We start from the raw sequence: 14,075 nt of genomic DNA, 5'->3' as shown, positions 1-14,075 counted from the left end.
ACACTATGAACGCTCCCACATCTCCCGGTTTCCGCTGCGGCATGGTCGCCATCGTCGGCCGGCCCAACGTCGGCAAATCGACGCTCATGAACGCGCTCGTCGGCCAGAAGGTGAGCATCACCTCGCGCAAGGCGCAGACGACGCGCCATCGCATCACCGGCATCAACACGATCGACGACGCGCAGTACATCTTCGTCGATACCCCCGGCTTCCAGACGCGCCACAGCGGCGCGCTCAACCGCTCGCTGAATCGCGCGGTGACGTCGACGCTGAGTTCGGTCGATGCGATTCTCTTCGTCATCGAAGCCGGCCGCTTCGGCCCCGACGATCAGCGGGTGCTCGACCTCATTCCGGCGGGCACGCCCACGCTCTTGATCGCGAACAAGCTCGACCGCGTCGGCGATAAAGATTCACTCTTTCCGTTCATGCAGCAGATGTCGGCGTTGCGCGAGTTTCGCGAGATCGTGCCGTTGGCGGCGAAGCATCCGGAGGACATCAAGCGCCTGATGTCGGTAATCAAGCCGTATCTGCCGGAAGGCGAGCCGATCTACGGCGAAGACGACCTCACCGACCGCAGCGAGCGGTTCCTCGCCGCCGAAATCCTGCGCGAGAAAGTGTTCCGCTGGACCGGCGACGAGTTGCCGTACACGAGCACCGTGCTCATCGACAAATTCGAGACCGAAGGCCGCCTGCGCCGCGTGTTCGCGACGATTCTCGTCGACCGCGACGGCCACAAGGCGATGATCATCGGGCAGAAGGGCGCGAAACTGAAGCAGATCAGCACCGAGGCGCGGCTCGACATGGAGAAGCTCTTCGACGGCCCCGTGTATCTCGAAACCTTCGTCAAGGTCAAGAGCGGCTGGGCGGACAACGAAGCAGGCTTGCGCGCATACGGTTACGAATGACGCATGGACCGAAATCATGGACGCCGGCACCAGCGACGCGTGGATGACTCCGCCGGCCGACGGTCGTCCTGACGACGACTTCGACGCCACCGCGCAACCCGAGCGGCCCGCGCGGGCCGTGGCGAAGCGCCGCCGCGCGCCTTCGTCCGCCACCGGCGGCGCAGACAAGCCGAAGCCGCGCGCCGCGCCGCGCTCGGACTTTCGCGTCAACGAACAGCCGGGCTTCGTGCTGCATAGCTATCCCTATCGCGAGACGAGTCTCGTCATCGATGTCTTTTCACGCGATCACGGGCGCATCGCGCTCGTCGCGAAGGGCGCGAAGCGTCCGCACTCCGCGCTGCGCGGCGTGCTGCAGACCTTCCAGCCGCTCGGACTCTCGTGGACGGGCAAGGGCGAAGTCCGCACGCTGACCACGGCGGAATGGGTCGGCGGCATGCTGCCTTTGACCGGCGACGCGCTGCTCTGCGGCTTCTATGTCAACGAACTGCTCGTGAAGTTCTGCGCCCGCGAGGACGCGCATCCCGCGCTTTTCAATCATTACGTGCTGACGCTCTCGCGCCTCGCGCATGGCGAACCGGCGGTGCAGGTGCTGCGCTCGTTCGAGCGCGTGCTGCTGCGCGAAACCGGTTATGCGATGGCGCTCACGCGCACGGTCACGCGCGAGAGTGTGGTCGCGGAAGGCCGCTACACGTTCGATCCGGAACGCGGCGTGCGCGAAGCGTCCGACGATTTTCCTCCGCAATGGCCTGTCATCGCCGGGCAGACGCTGATCGACATGGAGCGCGACGACTACGGCAGCGCCCAGACCGCCGTGCAAAGCAAGACGCTGATGCGCTTCCTGCTGAACTATCACCTGGGCGGCGCGCCGCTCGCCACCCGTCAGATTCTGATCGACCTGCAAAATCTATGAGCTTCTTTCTCTCATCGCCCGCGAGCGTGATCGATCTCGGCGTGAACATCGATCACGTCGCCACCTTGCGCAATGCACGCGGCACGTCTTATCCCGATCCGATTCGCGCCGCGCTCGCCGCCGAGGAAGCAGGCGCCGACGCGATCACGCTGCATCTGCGCGAGGATCGCCGTCATATCGTCGATGCCGATGTCCGCACGCTGCGACCGCTCCTCAAGACGCGGATGAACCTCGAATGCGCGGTGACGCGCGAGATGCTCGACATCGCGTGCGAGATCAAGCCGCACGATGTCTGCCTCGTGCCGGAGAAGCGCCAGGAGCTGACGACCGAAGGCGGCCTCGACGTCGCCGGGCAGTTCGAATCGGTAAAGGTGGCGTGCAAACAGTTGGCCGATGCGGGCATCCGCGTGTCGCTGTTCATCGATCCCGACGAGACGCAGATTCGCGCGGCGAAGGAAGCGCAGGCGCCGGTCATCGAACTGCATACGGGCCGCTACGCGGAAGCCCACGACGAAGCCGCGCAGCAGCGCGAATTCGAGCGCGTCGCGAAGAGCGTCGATTTCGGCAATTCGCTCGGGCTGAAGGTCAACGCGGGCCACGGACTGCACTATACGAACGTGCAGCCGATCGCCGCGCTCGATGGCATCGTCGAACTGAACATCGGCCATGCGATCGTCGCGCACGCGATCTTCGCCGGCTGGGACAACGCCGTGCGCGAGATGAAGGCCATCATGGTCGCATCGCGGCTCGCGTCGCAAACAAAACGCTGAGCGCGGCATCATGGCGATCTACGGAATCGGCACGGACCTCGTGCAAGTAAGCCGCGTCGCGGCGGTCATGGAGCGCACGAAAGGGCGCTTCGCCGAGAAAGTGCTCGGCCCCGACGAACTGCGCATCTATCACGCACGCCGCGCCCGCTCGGAAGTGCGCGGTCTCGCGTTTCTCGCGACGCGCTTTTCCGCCAAGGAAGCGTTCTCGAAGGCGATCGGCCTCGGCATGCGCTGGCCGATGACATGGCGCGCGCTGCAAACGCTCAACGAGCCCAGCGGCAAGCCGGTCGTCGTGGCGTCGGGCGAACTGGCCGAATGGCTCGCGCAACGCGGCATCACCGCGCAAGTTACCGTCACCGACGAGCGTGACTATGCGGTGACCTTCGTCGTCGCGGAAGTCGCGGACAAGGCGTGACAGCACAACCACCACCACAAGAAAACCAATTGAATCCGATGAAACGCATTCCCGGCCCCGTCATGCTCGACGTCGCCGGCACGACGCTCTCCGACGCGGATATCGAGCGCCTCACGCATCCGATGACGGGCGGCATCATCCTCTTCAAGCGCCATTTCGAGGACCGCGCGCAGCTGGTCGCGCTGACCGATGCGATCCGCGCGGTGCGCGATGACATCCTGATCGCCGTCGATCACGAAGGCGGGCGCGTGCAGCGCTTTCGCACCGATGGCTTCACGGTGTTGCCCGCGCCTGGCAAGCTCGGCGCGTTGTGGGACAAGGACGTGCTCGCAGCCACCAAAGCGGCGACTGCGTTCGGCTACGTGCTCGCGTCGGAGTTGCGCGCGTGCGGCATCGACATGAGCTTTACGCCGGTGCTCGATCTCGACTACGGCCAGTCGCAGGTGATCGGCGATCGCGCGCTGCACAGCGATCCGCGCGTCGTGACGATGCTCGCCAAGAGCCTGAATTACGGCCTCGCGCTCGCCGGCATGGCGAACTGCGGCAAGCACTTTCCGGGGCACGGCTTCGCATCGGCGGATTCGCATGTCGCGCTGCCGACCGACGATCGCCCGCTCGATGAAATCCTCGCCGCCGACGTGCGTCCCTACGACTGGCTCGGGCTGTCGCTTGCGTCGGTGATTCCGGCGCACGTGATCTACACGCAAGTCGACGAGAAGCCCGCCGGCTTTTCGCGCATCTGGCTGCAGGACATTCTGCGCGGCAAGCTTGGCTTCAACGGCGCGATTTTCAGCGATGATCTCTCGATGGAAGCTGCGCGCGCGGGCGGCACGCTTACCGAAGCCGCGACGGCCGCGCTGACGGCGGGCTGCGACATGGTGCTGATCTGCAATCAGCCGGAGGAGGCGGGCAAGGTGTTGGAGCAACTGCGCTTTACGCCGTCGAAGGCATCGCAGCAGCGCATCCGGCAGATGCGTCCGCGCGGCAAGGCGTTGCGCTGGAGCAAGCTGCAGAATCAGCCGGAATATCGGGCGGCGCGGGCTTTGATCGCGAGCGCGTTGGGCTGAAGTCCGTCGGATGGACGCAAAAAAACGCCACGGCATGCAAACTGCCGTGGCGTTCTTTTTCGGCGGCTGTGAAGCCTACGGTTCCAGCTTCATCCGCTGCAGCTTGTTATAGAGCGTCTTCGGGCTGATGCCGAGCAGCGTCGCCGCGCGATGCCGCGTCCCGCCGACCGCTTCGAGCGTCGCGCGAATCAGCATGTCTTCGACATCCGCGAGCGCCGTGCCGACCGTCACCTGCACGCTGCTGCCATTGAGACCGCGCCCGCCGGGACCGCCTTGCTCGTCGGCGCGCAATGTTTCGATCGTTTCGCCCGATGCGTGGTACGCGCGCCGCACGCGATCCCGCATTTCGCGCACGTTGCCCGGCCAGTCGTTCGCGATGCACTCGCGCAGGAACGACGGGCTGATGCGCTTCGGCGATCCGCTCGTGATTCCGGCGATGTGATTCTCGCGATTAAGCTCATCGACGAATTGCTCGGCCATCAGCGCGATGTCGTCGTCGCGTTCGCGCAGCGGCGGAAGCACGATCGACGACGCGGACAGCCGCTGGAACAGGTCCTCGCGCAGCGCGCCACTCGTCACGGCATCGCGCGCCGGCGTGCGCGACGATGCGATCAGGCGGAAGTCGGTCATGATGCGATTGCTGCCGCCGACGCGCATGAACGTCTGCGAATCGAGCGCGCGCAACAGCGCTTCCTGCTGCGGGGCGGGCAATGAATCGATCTGGTCGAGGAACAGCGTGCCGCCGCCGGATTGCTCGAGCAGGCCCGGCTCGCGATTTTCCGCGCCCGCGAACGCATTGCGCTCGTGGCCGAAGAGGATGCTTTCCATCGAGCGGTGCGTGCCGTCAGCGCGCGCGGTCGAGCAGTCGAAGCTCACGAACGGTCCCTTGCGGCGGCGGCTCAACTGGTGAATGGTGCGCGCCGCCAGCTTCTTGCCCGTGCCCGGCTCGCCGCAGATCAGCACGGCGGCTTCGGTCGGCGCAGTGTGCTCGATCTGATCGTAGACCTGCTGCATGACTGCGCTGCGGCCGAGCATGTCGCCGAAATGGCCGAGCTCGCGCAGCGTCGAGCGCAGCGACTGCACTTCCTCGGTCAGCTCGTAGGGACGGGGAATCCGCGCGAGCAGGCTGCGCAAACGCGGGATGTTGACCGGCTTCAGCAAGTAATCCCAGATGCCGTGCCGCAGCCCTTCGATCGCGCTTTCGACCGTCGCGTTACCGGTCATCACGATGACGGGCAGCGCTCCGTCAGGCGGTTGCGACGGCAGGCTCGGCAGCAGATCGAGACCGCTGCCGTCGGGCAGGTTGAGGTCGATCAGTACGACATCGGGGATGAAGCGCGTCAGCGCGGCGCGCGCCTCGGCGAGCGTGGTCGCGGTATCGACAGAAAAGCCGTCCGCCGACAGGATCGCGGACAGGCCGGACAGGCTGTTGGGATCGTCTTCGACAATCAGTGCGTGTGGCATGGCAGACACAACGTATCAAAAGAGACTGTAATTGCCGTTGCAGCATGCGTCGCCGGTCAAGGGCGATGCTTGGAACTCGGGCGCTCGTGGGCGGGCTGCGGCGCGTTGTCATGCTTTGACTGCGCGGCGCGTTGGATCCCGCTGCGGTTTGTTCTTGTCCTGCGCTTGGGTATCGACTACTGCGTCATTGCGGCTTGATGTGCAGATCGTTGCTGATGGATTGCACGCCCGACACGCTGCGGGTTACGGCGACGGCCTTCTGAATCTGTTCCTCCGAATTCACGTTACCGGACAACTGAACGACACCGCGATAAGTCGCCACGCTGACCGCGAGCGATTTCAATCCCGGATCGGCAAGCAATGCCGCTTTCACGCGCGCGGTCACCGAGGCGTCCGATGCGTAATCTGCGGCCGGCTCGCCGGTTGCGGCGGACTGGCATCCCGCCGTCAACGCGAAAGCAGGCAGCGCAAGCGCCGCAACGATCGTCCATCGGCCAAAGCGGAAGCGCTGGAAGTGCATCTGATGCCGTGTTTAGTCCCGATGCGCGGATAAAGCAGGAATTGTGCCAAATTGTAAAAACCAGCTCGCGCGGCACGGTACGGCCATGTAGTTACAACAAAAACAGCAACATAGGCGAGGAAGAGGCCGGCTTGCTGAGTCAAGACAATTGCTTTCAAGCGGTAAAGTTTGCCTGAATTTGTCAAAAAATTCATGCAAAAGAAAAAGCGCCCGCGATGGGGCGCTTTCATTGACAGCCTTGACCGGCGGTTCCGTCACCGCCGCCCAGCGCCGGGCGTGGCCGGCGTAAGGCTTACGCGATGCCGCTTTAGGCGCGGCTGCGGTATTCGTTCGTGCGCGTGTCGATTTCGATCTTGTCGCCGATGTTGCAGAAGAGCGGCACTTGCAGCTCAAAGCCGGTGTGCAGCTTCGCGGTCTTCAGCACCTTGCCCGACGACGTATCGCCCTTGACGGCCGGTTCCGTGTAGACGATTTCGCGAACCAGCGTGGTCGGCAGTTCGACGGAAATGGCCTTCTCGTTGTAGAACACGACTTCGCAAGCCATGCCGTCTTCGAGATAGTGGAGCGCGTCGCCCATCATTTCGGCTTCGACTTCGTACTGGTTGTAGTCGGCGTCCATGAAGACGTACATCGGGTCCGCGAAGTACGAGTACGTCACTTCCTTGCGCTCGAGCACGACGACGTCGAACTTGTCGTCGGCCTTGTAGACCGTTTCCATGCCGGCGTTCGTCAGCAGGTTCTTGAACTTCATTTTCACGACCGCTGAGTTACGGCCGGACTTGTTGTATTCGGCACGTTGCACGACCATGGCATCGTTACCGATCATGACGACGTTGCCGACGCGGAGTTCTTGTGCGGTCTTCATAAAAACTGGGTCCTTACGATTGAATTTGGCTTCAGTGTTGCCGTGGATTGCTGATCTGCGGATTAGATCGATTCAGGTGGAGCGCCGTCTGCGGTAACGAAACTGCGGCCTGCGCTCGGATAACCGCTTATTTTAACTGAGTTTTTGCTGGTTTGGCCAGCCGCCGGGCAGGCGGGTCCGTGTCAGCCGCCCATGCGCGCAGCCGCATGCGCGACGAGGTTGCCGGCCAGATCGCCGACGTCCGCGAGTTCATCGGCCCACTGCGCCGCACGCGCCTCGAATTCCCCCCGATGCCGCCGGAAATCCGCCCAGTCCGGCGTGCCCGCGCCGTTCCACGCATGCCAGAAGCGATTGATCGCATCCCGCGCCGAGGGCGAAAGTCCGCTGGCGTAATGGGCGAGGGCGGCATCGAGTTTTGGCAGATGCGCGTCGTCGGCTTGCGGGTAGATGTGCCACGCGAACGGCTTTTGCGCCCATTGCGCGCGCACGAACGAGTCTTCGCCGCGCACGAAGTTGAAATCGGCGGCCCAGAGCAGTTCGTCGAAACGCGGCTGCTCGACGAAACCCAGCGCATGCGCCTGCAGCGCGCCCGCACGCGCCGATGCTCCCGCAGCGAACTTCGGCAGGCCGAAGAAGCGCGCGATCGCGCCGGAAATGCGCCCCTCCGGCACCAGCAGCACGACGGGCGACGCGCCATCGCGCCACTGCGCGAGCAGCGCATCGACGGCGGGGTTCTCGTACGCGAACAGCGAGATCACCGTCGATGCCGCGTCCGGCCGCTCGATGCCCACGCGCTCGCGCCACCACGTCGCGGCATCGAAGCGTTCGCGGGCGGCATCGAGGCCGCGCTCCTTCAGCACGCCGCCCGTGCCCGCGCCGAGGCCGGGGAAGAAGAAGCTCTTCTCGAGCGGATAGCGCGGATGCGGCGACGGCCGCAGGTGGAAATCGGCGACCCAGTCTTCGCCGCTCAGATACTCCAGATTGACCCACACGGGCTTCGGCTCGCGACGCGCCATCGCGGCGATGTACGCGTGCGGAATCTCGCACGCGAACGCTTCGACGACGACATCGGCGATCTCGAGCGCGTCGCCCGCATGCGCCGGCTCGCGCCAGTGTTCGATGACGACGCCCGCCGCTTCCTGCCGCGCGAGCGACGTATCGACGGCGGGGCACAGCGCGTGGAAGACGGCGAGATCGTCGACGAAGAGCCGCACGCGCCAGCCGTGCTCCGCGCGAAGCTGACGCGCGAGCCGCCAGCACACGCCGATATCGCCGAAGTTGTCGACGACCGCGCAGAAGATGTCGCAGGCGAGTTCCTGGCCTGCTTGATGCGACGGGGGCGTGGACATGGCGGCATGAGCGGCGGCGAGACCGCGTCGTAATGTTCTAAACTGGCGATTCTAAGACACGGTGCGCCGCCTGCCTTGTCCCTTCCGCGCACCGTCACGATATTCGCTGCATGACTCAGACCGACGCCCCCGATCCGACTTTCGACCCGAAGAAGACGCTTGTGCAGTTGCCGCATCTGCCGGGCGTGTACCGCTATTACGACGGCGACGGCAACGTGCTCTACGTCGGCAAGGCTCGCAACCTGAAGAAACGCGTGTCGAGCTACTTCACGAAGACGCTGCATTCGCCGCGCATCGCGATGATGGTCACGCGCATCCGCAAGATCGAGACGACCGTCACGCGCTCCGAAGCCGAAGCGCTGCTGCTCGAAAACAACCTGATCAAGGCGCTCGCGCCGCGCTACAACATCCTCTTTCGCGACGACAAGTCGTACCCGTTCCTCAAGCTGACCGGGCACGCGTTTCCGCGCATGGCTTATTACCGCGGCGCGGTCGACAAGAAGAATCAGTACTTCGGGCCGTTCCCGAGCGCCTGGGCGGTGCGCGAGAGCATTCAAATCTTGCAGCGCGTGTTCCAGTTGCGCACGTGCGAGGACTCGGTGTTCAGCAACCGGACGCGTCCGTGTCTTCTGCATCAGATCGGGCGATGCACCGCGCCTTGTACCGGTCTCATCAGCAAGGAGGATTACGCACGCGATGTATCGAACGCGTCGCGCTTTCTGCTCGGCCGGCAGGGCGAAGTGATGAAAGAGCTGGAAGAAAAGATGCATGCGTTCGCAGCCGAGCTGAAGTTCGAGCAGGCGGCGGCGGTGCGCAATCAGATGAGTTCGCTGTCGACGGTGCTGCATCAGCAGGCCATTGAAGTCGGCGGCGAAAGCGATGTCGATATCCTCGCGGTCGTCGCGCTGGGCGGCAAGGTCTGCGTGAATCTGGCGATGGTGCGCGGCGGCCGCCATCTCGGCGACAAGGCGTATTTCCCGGCGCACGTGGAAAGCGCGATGCCGCTTCCCGAGGACGACGAAACGGGCCTCGAAGACGACGAAGCGGGCCTTGAAGACGACGACGCCGTCGAAGCCGTCAACGCCGTCGAAGCGGCTGCGACAGCACTCGTCGATGTTCCCGCGCCGGAGATAGAAGCGATCGCGAATGCCGCACGAGACGAGGCGCAGGCGGAAGACGGCGTGCAGTCGACGACGGAAGGCGATGCCGACGCGGCCGGCGTCGAAGCTCAACTGGACGTCGAAGACCAGACCGAACCCGCCATGCGCGAAGGCGCGCTCGAATCTGAAGTGCTGGAAGCGTTTATGGCGCAGCACTACATCGGCAATCGCGTGCCGCCGGTGCTCGTCGTGAGTCACGCGCCGGCGAGCCGCGAACTCATCGATCTGCTGATGGAGCAGGCCGGCCACAAGGTCACGCTGCTGCGTCAGCCGCAAGGTCAGAAGCGCGTCTGGCTGTCGATGGCCGAACAGAACGCGAAGCTCGCGCTCGCGCGTCTTTTGTCGGAGCAGGGCTCGCAGCAGGCGCGCACGCGCTCGCTCGCGGAAACGCTCGGGCTCGAGATGGACGACCTCGCGCTGATGCGCATCGAGTGCTTCGACATCAGCCATACGATGGGCGAGGCGACGCAGGCGTCGTGCGTGGTGTATCACCATCACAAGATGCAGTCGGGCGAATATCGGCGCTACAACATCACGGGCATCACGCCCGGCGACGATTACGCCGCGATGCGCCAGGTGCTCACGCGCCGCTACGAGAAGATGGTCGCGCAGGCGGCGGCGAACGCGAACGAGGAAGCCACGACGATGCAGCCGGATGACGCCGCCGACCCCAACGTCACGCCCGACGCCGCGCCGGCCGTGGCCGCGGGCGGCACGCTGCCGAATATCGTGCTGATCGACGGCGGCAAGGGGCAGGTCGAAATCGCGCGGCAAGTGTTTTCGGAGCTTGGGCTCGATCACGGCATGCTGGTGGGCGTCGCGAAGGGCGAGGGGCGCAAGGTCGGCCTCGAAACGCTGATCTTCGCGGATGGTCGTCCCGCGCTCGAACTCGGCAAGGAAAGCGCGGCGCTGATGCTCGTCGCTCAAATCCGCGATGAAGCGCACCGCTTCGCGATTACCGGCATGCGGGCGAAGCGGGCGAAGACGCGCCAGACATCGCGGCTGGAAGAACTCGAAGGCGTCGGCGCGAAGCGGCGTCAGCGCCTGTTGTCGCGGTTTGGCGGCTTGCGCGGCGTGCAGGCGGCGAGCGTCGAGGACCTGGCGAGCGTCGAGGGCATATCGCTTGCGCTTGCACAGCAGATTTACCGGCAGTTGCATTGATGAGCGGCCCCGCTGCGCGCCGCTTCGGGGCCTTCAGCCGCGCCTTGTGAGCGTCGGAGCGACGCGGCACAATGGCGCCTCCAACCCCTCACGCACTCGATCCCACTTTCGCCCATGCCGTTCAACCTACCGATCTTCCTGACGTGGCTGCGAATCGTGCTGATTCCGCTCGTCGTGGGCGTGTTCTATCTGCCGGACATGATGTTGAGCCTCGAGCATCGCAACCTGCTCGCGATGGTCATCTTCGTGCTCGCCGCGCTCACCGATTGGTTCGACGGCTTCCTCGCGCGCAAGCTCAATCAGACGTCGGCGTTCGGCGCATTTCTCGATCCGGTCGCCGACAAGCTGATGGTCACCGCCGCGCTGCTCGTGCTCGTGCAGAGCGCGCGGCTCAACGCGGTGATCGCGCTCGTGATCGTCGGACGCGAGATCACCATTTCGGCGCTGCGTGAATGGATGGCGCAGATCGGCGCATCGAAGAGCGTGGCGGTGAATTCGCTCGGCAAGTTCAAGACGGTCTGCCAGATGGTCGCCATTCCGATGCTGCTGTTCTACGGCCGCCTGAACATCCCGGGCACGCAGTGGGTGCTCGACTCGCGCGTGTGGGGTTTGTGGCTTATCAATGTCGCGGCGTTTCTCACCGTCTGGTCGATGTTTTACTACATGAAGCTGGCCTGGCCGCAGATTCGCGAGCGCGGCGGCATGCTTTGAAACAGTCGGCAGGCTAAGCGCAAAAAATTGCGTCGAAGCTGAAAAAACCGCAGACAAAACAGTTGACAGGTCTCTTTGGCTTCTACATAATCTCGTTTCTCTGATGCGCGACGCGAAGCAGAAACGAAGCGAAGCAGTCAGTTAAGCAGTAAATAAGCAGCAAATGCGGGAGTAGCTCAGTTGGTAGAGCGCAACCTTGCCAAGGTTGAGGTCGCGAGTTCGAGCCTCGTCTCCCGCTCCAGTTTGAAAGTTTCGGTGTGAGCAGCGCTCATCGGTTCGGTCGGCGAAGCGGCATCGGAAAGGCAGTAGCAGCGCAGGATATGCGGGAGTAGCTCAGTTGGTAGAGCGCAACCTTGCCAAGGTTGAGGTCGCGAGTTCGAGCCTCGTCTCCCGCTCCAGTCAAAGGGGAAGCAAAGCTTCCCTTTTTGTTTGGTAGACTGGCCGACTCAGATTGGCTGGCAAGCCACACCGCTTATGGCGCGATAGCAAAGCGGTTATGCAGCGGCCTGCAAAGCCGTTTAGACCGGTTCGACTCCGGTTCGCGCCTCCACTTTAAAAGCCCTGACTCGTCAGGGCTTTTTCTTTTTCCGCGGCGCTTTGCTCCGGCTGCCTCGCGGCATAATTGCGGCACGCCGCAAGGCCTCCGATACCTACAACGATGACCACCCAACTCTCCCACCTCGAGTGGCGCTGGAAGCGCTTCGATGACCTGACCACCGCCGAAGTCTACGACATGCTCGCCGCACGCAGCGCGGTGTTCGTCGTCGAGCAGAACTGCGTGTACGGCGATATCGACGGGCTCGATACCGACGCATGGCATCTGCTGGCGTACGGCAGAGGCGAGACGCGCCCGAAACTCGCCGGATATCTGCGCGTGCTGTTGCCGGGTCATCCGGACGAAAACGAAAAGGACGTCCGTATCGGCCGCGTGCTGACGACCGCCGGCTTTCGCGGCATGAAGCTCGGCAACGCGATGCTTCAGCGCGCGCTCGAAGAAATTCTCAAGCAGTGGCCCGACCAGCCGATCAGCCTGCATGCGCAGGCGCACTTGCAGCGCTTTTACGGCGCGTTCGGATTCGTCGCTTCGTCGGGGGTGCATGACGAAGATGGCATCCCGCATGTCTGGATGCGCCGTCCCGGCTTCGACTCCTGACGCAACCGCGCGCGCGCCGACAGCCGCAGCCAGTGGCGCAGCGCGATCAGCGCGCCGATCACGCTCATCATCGAGCCGGGAATCCAGAGCAAGAGTCCGCCGATCTGCTGGTCGCGCATCGGCGTGATCCAGGTGAACGCGCGGCCGCAAATCGAATAGATCGGATACAGCTCGCGCGGCGTGAAGAAGATGAACGCGCCGAGCACGATCTGCGGCGGAATGGCGGCGATCACCACCAGAATGCGCCGGCCGGGCGCGAGCCGCGCGGGCGGCGCGGGACGCGGGTCGAGCACGAGCCACCAGAAAAGCAGGCCGTCGATCACCATGCTCCAGTTCATTACGCGATAGAGCCGGTAATCGAGCATCGCCTTGAAGTGAATCGGCGATAGCAGCCACAAGTAGATCAGGCCGACGAACAGCGTCAGCGCGATAACCGGGTTGAACACGATATCGAACATCATGCGTGCGACGCGAGTCTGCGATGCCGGACGCAGCCAGCGTCGCCGCCATTCGAACGGCACGCCTGCGCGCAGCGCCGCCCCCGGATACGACAGCGCAATCAGGAAGGGCCCGAGATGATGCAGCACCAGATGCTGCAGCCGATGCATGAAAAACTCGTGCTCGAAAAAGTAATCGAGCCGCGTGTGCAGCGCCACGTAGAGCGCGCTCAATCCGGCCCAGAACGCGATACGCCGCGATATCGATACGCGCGCATGCCGTGCGCCGCGCGCAAACAGCACGGCGGCGACGAGTATCGCGATCACGACCGTCGGCGACGGCTCCCATGGATCGAGCCAGTAGAGCAGCGTCGTCATCGTCAGGCGTCCTTCGCGTGAATGACGCGGCGCAGATCGGCGGCGATGGCGTCGATCGAATCCCGGTCCGTGGCGAGCAGGCGCGCGTGGCCGTCGCGATCGAAGATATACACCGCCGAACTGTGCGTCACTTCGTATGCGCCGTCCGGATCGCGCTTTTCCATCTGATACGCCACGCGATACCGCTGCGCGACGGCTTCGATCGCGCGATCCGCGCCTGTCAGGCCGACGGCGTGCCGGTCGTCGAAGGCGCGGACATACGCGTGCAGAAGTGTGGGCGTATCGCGGGCGGGATCGACGGAAACGAACACGATGCGCGCCGCGTCGGCATCCGGCCCGAGCTGCTGGAGCACCTGCATGAGACGCGCCATCGTTTCCGGGCAGACATCGGGGCAGTGCGTATAGCCGAAGTAGACGAGCGTCGCGCGGCCCGCGAAAGACCGGCCGGTGACGTGCGCGCCGGTGTCATCGGTGAGAGAGAAGTCGAGGTCGGGCAGATGCCCGGAGACGTCGGTCAGATGCCACGGCTCGGTCGGCCGCGAGCACGCGGCCAGCGCCCAAAAGAAAACGAGAGCGATGAACCGGCGCCAGCGCAGAACGCGCGAAACTGGCCAAACAGGGAACGAAGCGTGCATCGAAAAGGGTGAAAGCGGCGCGCGGCGGGGGTTTGATGGCATGAACATCTATCGCAAAATACACGTCTTCGAGGCCGGAGGTGGCGCATCATCTATCCTGCGGCTTATTTTTGAGACGATTTGCCGCATACTTCAGGCTCGCCGAAAGCCCGGCGAGCGAATCCGTAAGTTGCGC

At 64.1% G+C, this 14,075-nt stretch carries 14 protein-coding genes and 3 tRNA genes; 11 read left to right on the top strand and 6 right to left on the bottom strand.

The features are described from left to right. Positions 1–5: 5 nt before the first annotated feature. Genes era through nagZ form a run of 5 tightly spaced genes read left to right on the top strand, consistent with a single transcriptional unit; the run spans position 6 to position 4,067 of the window. A complete protein-coding gene (era, locus tag BG57_RS01140; RefSeq protein ID WP_052005547.1) occupies positions 6–905 on the top strand; it encodes a GTPase Era in 900 nt (299 codons plus the stop codon). 16 nt (positions 906–921) lie between these two features. Then, entirely contained in the window at positions 922–1,815 is an 894-nt protein-coding gene (gene recO / locus BG57_RS01135; RefSeq protein WP_035959583.1) for a DNA repair protein RecO, read from the top strand. Then, positions 1,812–2,585 carry a pyridoxine 5'-phosphate synthase gene (gene pdxJ / locus BG57_RS01130; RefSeq protein WP_035959582.1) on the top strand — a complete coding sequence of 258 codons (774 nt, stop codon included), beginning with the start codon at positions 1,812–1,814 and terminating at the stop codon, positions 2,583–2,585. The genes recO and pdxJ overlap by 4 nt, the downstream gene beginning before the upstream one ends. A gap of 10 nt (positions 2,586–2,595) precedes the next feature. Continuing rightward, positions 2,596–3,000 (top strand): holo-ACP synthase, encoded by a 405-nt coding sequence (gene acpS, locus BG57_RS01125; RefSeq protein WP_035959581.1) that lies wholly within the window; start codon positions 2,596–2,598, stop codon positions 2,998–3,000. Between the two features lie 38 nt (positions 3,001–3,038). Continuing rightward, complete coding sequence (gene nagZ / locus BG57_RS01120) at positions 3,039–4,067, top strand: beta-N-acetylhexosaminidase (protein WP_035959580.1); 1,029 nt, start codon at positions 3,039–3,041, stop codon at positions 4,065–4,067. 75 nt (positions 4,068–4,142) lie between these two features. Here nagZ and BG57_RS01115 read toward each other — a convergent pair whose 3' ends face one another. The 4 genes from BG57_RS01115 to earP all read right to left on the bottom strand — a co-directional run bounded on the left by BG57_RS01115 (position 4,143) and on the right by earP (position 8,265). Further along, positions 4,143–5,531 (bottom strand): sigma-54-dependent transcriptional regulator, encoded by a 1,389-nt coding sequence (locus BG57_RS01115; RefSeq protein ID WP_035959579.1) that lies wholly within the window; start codon positions 5,529–5,531, stop codon positions 4,143–4,145. Between the two features lie 184 nt (positions 5,532–5,715). After that, the gene (locus tag BG57_RS01110; protein WP_035959577.1) at positions 5,716–6,051 is read right to left on the bottom strand and encodes a BON domain-containing protein; all 336 of its coding nucleotides are present in this window, start codon (positions 6,049–6,051) and stop codon (positions 5,716–5,718) included. A gap of 307 nt (positions 6,052–6,358) precedes the next feature. Beyond that, positions 6,359–6,916 carry an elongation factor P gene (gene efp / locus BG57_RS01105; RefSeq protein ID WP_035959576.1) on the bottom strand — a complete coding sequence of 186 codons (558 nt, stop codon included), beginning with the start codon at positions 6,914–6,916 and terminating at the stop codon, positions 6,359–6,361. A 182-nt stretch (positions 6,917–7,098) separates the two neighbouring features. Beyond that, on the bottom strand, positions 7,099–8,265 hold the full coding sequence (gene earP / locus BG57_RS01100) for an elongation factor P maturation arginine rhamnosyltransferase EarP (protein WP_035959575.1): 1,167 nt from the start codon (positions 8,263–8,265) through the stop codon (positions 7,099–7,101). Positions 8,266–8,375: 110 nt separating this feature from the next. Between earP and uvrC the strand changes: the two genes are divergently transcribed. The 6 genes from uvrC to BG57_RS01070 all read left to right on the top strand — a co-directional run bounded on the left by uvrC (position 8,376) and on the right by BG57_RS01070 (position 12,450). Then, complete coding sequence (gene uvrC, locus BG57_RS01095) at positions 8,376–10,586, top strand: excinuclease ABC subunit UvrC (protein WP_035959574.1); 2,211 nt, start codon at positions 8,376–8,378, stop codon at positions 10,584–10,586. A gap of 114 nt (positions 10,587–10,700) precedes the next feature. After that, positions 10,701–11,297 carry a CDP-diacylglycerol--glycerol-3-phosphate 3-phosphatidyltransferase gene (gene pgsA, locus BG57_RS01090; RefSeq protein ID WP_035959573.1) on the top strand — a complete coding sequence of 199 codons (597 nt, stop codon included), beginning with the start codon at positions 10,701–10,703 and terminating at the stop codon, positions 11,295–11,297. A 165-nt stretch (positions 11,298–11,462) separates the two neighbouring features. Then, a tRNA-Gly gene (locus BG57_RS01085) sits at positions 11,463–11,538 on the top strand. Between the two features lie 81 nt (positions 11,539–11,619). After that, positions 11,620–11,695 (top strand) — tRNA-Gly (locus BG57_RS01080). Between the two features lie 78 nt (positions 11,696–11,773). After that, positions 11,774–11,847: transfer RNA gene (locus tag BG57_RS01075), tRNA-Cys, on the top strand. A 108-nt stretch (positions 11,848–11,955) separates the two neighbouring features. Then, on the top strand, positions 11,956–12,450 hold the full coding sequence (locus BG57_RS01070; protein WP_035959572.1) for a GNAT family N-acetyltransferase: 495 nt from the start codon (positions 11,956–11,958) through the stop codon (positions 12,448–12,450). On the opposite strand, the gene BG57_RS01065 is transcribed toward BG57_RS01070, so the two are convergent. After that, positions 12,357–13,265, bottom strand: a complete 909-nt coding sequence (locus tag BG57_RS01065) for a cytochrome c oxidase assembly protein (RefSeq protein ID WP_035959571.1) — start codon at positions 13,263–13,265, stop codon at positions 12,357–12,359. The two genes, BG57_RS01070 and BG57_RS01065, sit on opposite strands and share 94 nt — an antisense overlap. Before the next feature lie 2 nt (positions 13,266–13,267). Next, positions 13,268–13,900, bottom strand: a complete 633-nt coding sequence (locus tag BG57_RS01060; RefSeq protein WP_035959570.1) for an SCO family protein — start codon at positions 13,898–13,900, stop codon at positions 13,268–13,270. Positions 13,901–14,075 lie beyond the last annotated feature (175 nt).

Source organism: Caballeronia grimmiae (assembly GCF_000698555.1).
Classification (GTDB): domain Bacteria; phylum Pseudomonadota; class Gammaproteobacteria; order Burkholderiales; family Burkholderiaceae; genus Caballeronia; species Caballeronia grimmiae.
This window is presented reverse-complemented; position numbering and strand designations above follow the sequence as displayed.

What these genes read in the sequence shown, in the direction of transcription:
- era (WP_052005547.1), top strand. Translation starts at nt 6, where the DNA reads ATGAACGCTCCCACATCTCCCGGTTTCCGCTGCGGCATGGTCGCCATC.
- recO (WP_035959583.1), top strand. Translation starts at nt 922, where the DNA reads ATGGACGCCGGCACCAGCGACGCGTGGATGACTCCGCCGGCCGACGGT.
- pdxJ (WP_035959582.1), top strand. Translation starts at nt 1,812, where the DNA reads ATGAGCTTCTTTCTCTCATCGCCCGCGAGCGTGATCGATCTCGGCGTG.
- acpS (WP_035959581.1), top strand. Translation starts at nt 2,596, where the DNA reads ATGGCGATCTACGGAATCGGCACGGACCTCGTGCAAGTAAGCCGCGTC.
- nagZ (WP_035959580.1), top strand. Translation starts at nt 3,039, where the DNA reads ATGAAACGCATTCCCGGCCCCGTCATGCTCGACGTCGCCGGCACGACG.
- BG57_RS01115 (WP_035959579.1), bottom strand. Translation starts at nt 5,531, where the DNA reads ATGCCACACGCACTGATTGTCGAAGACGATCCCAACAGCCTGTCCGGC.
- BG57_RS01110 (WP_035959577.1), bottom strand. Translation starts at nt 6,051, where the DNA reads ATGCACTTCCAGCGCTTCCGCTTTGGCCGATGGACGATCGTTGCGGCG.
- efp (WP_035959576.1), bottom strand. Translation starts at nt 6,916, where the DNA reads ATGAAGACCGCACAAGAACTCCGCGTCGGCAACGTCGTCATGATCGGT.
- earP (WP_035959575.1), bottom strand. Translation starts at nt 8,265, where the DNA reads ATGTCCACGCCCCCGTCGCATCAAGCAGGCCAGGAACTCGCCTGCGAC.
- uvrC (WP_035959574.1), top strand. Translation starts at nt 8,376, where the DNA reads ATGACTCAGACCGACGCCCCCGATCCGACTTTCGACCCGAAGAAGACG.
- pgsA (WP_035959573.1), top strand. Translation starts at nt 10,701, where the DNA reads ATGCCGTTCAACCTACCGATCTTCCTGACGTGGCTGCGAATCGTGCTG.
- BG57_RS01070 (WP_035959572.1), top strand. Translation starts at nt 11,956, where the DNA reads ATGACCACCCAACTCTCCCACCTCGAGTGGCGCTGGAAGCGCTTCGAT.
- BG57_RS01065 (WP_035959571.1), bottom strand. Translation starts at nt 13,265, where the DNA reads ATGACGACGCTGCTCTACTGGCTCGATCCATGGGAGCCGTCGCCGACG.
- BG57_RS01060 (WP_035959570.1), bottom strand. Translation starts at nt 13,900, where the DNA reads ATGCACGCTTCGTTCCCTGTTTGGCCAGTTTCGCGCGTTCTGCGCTGG.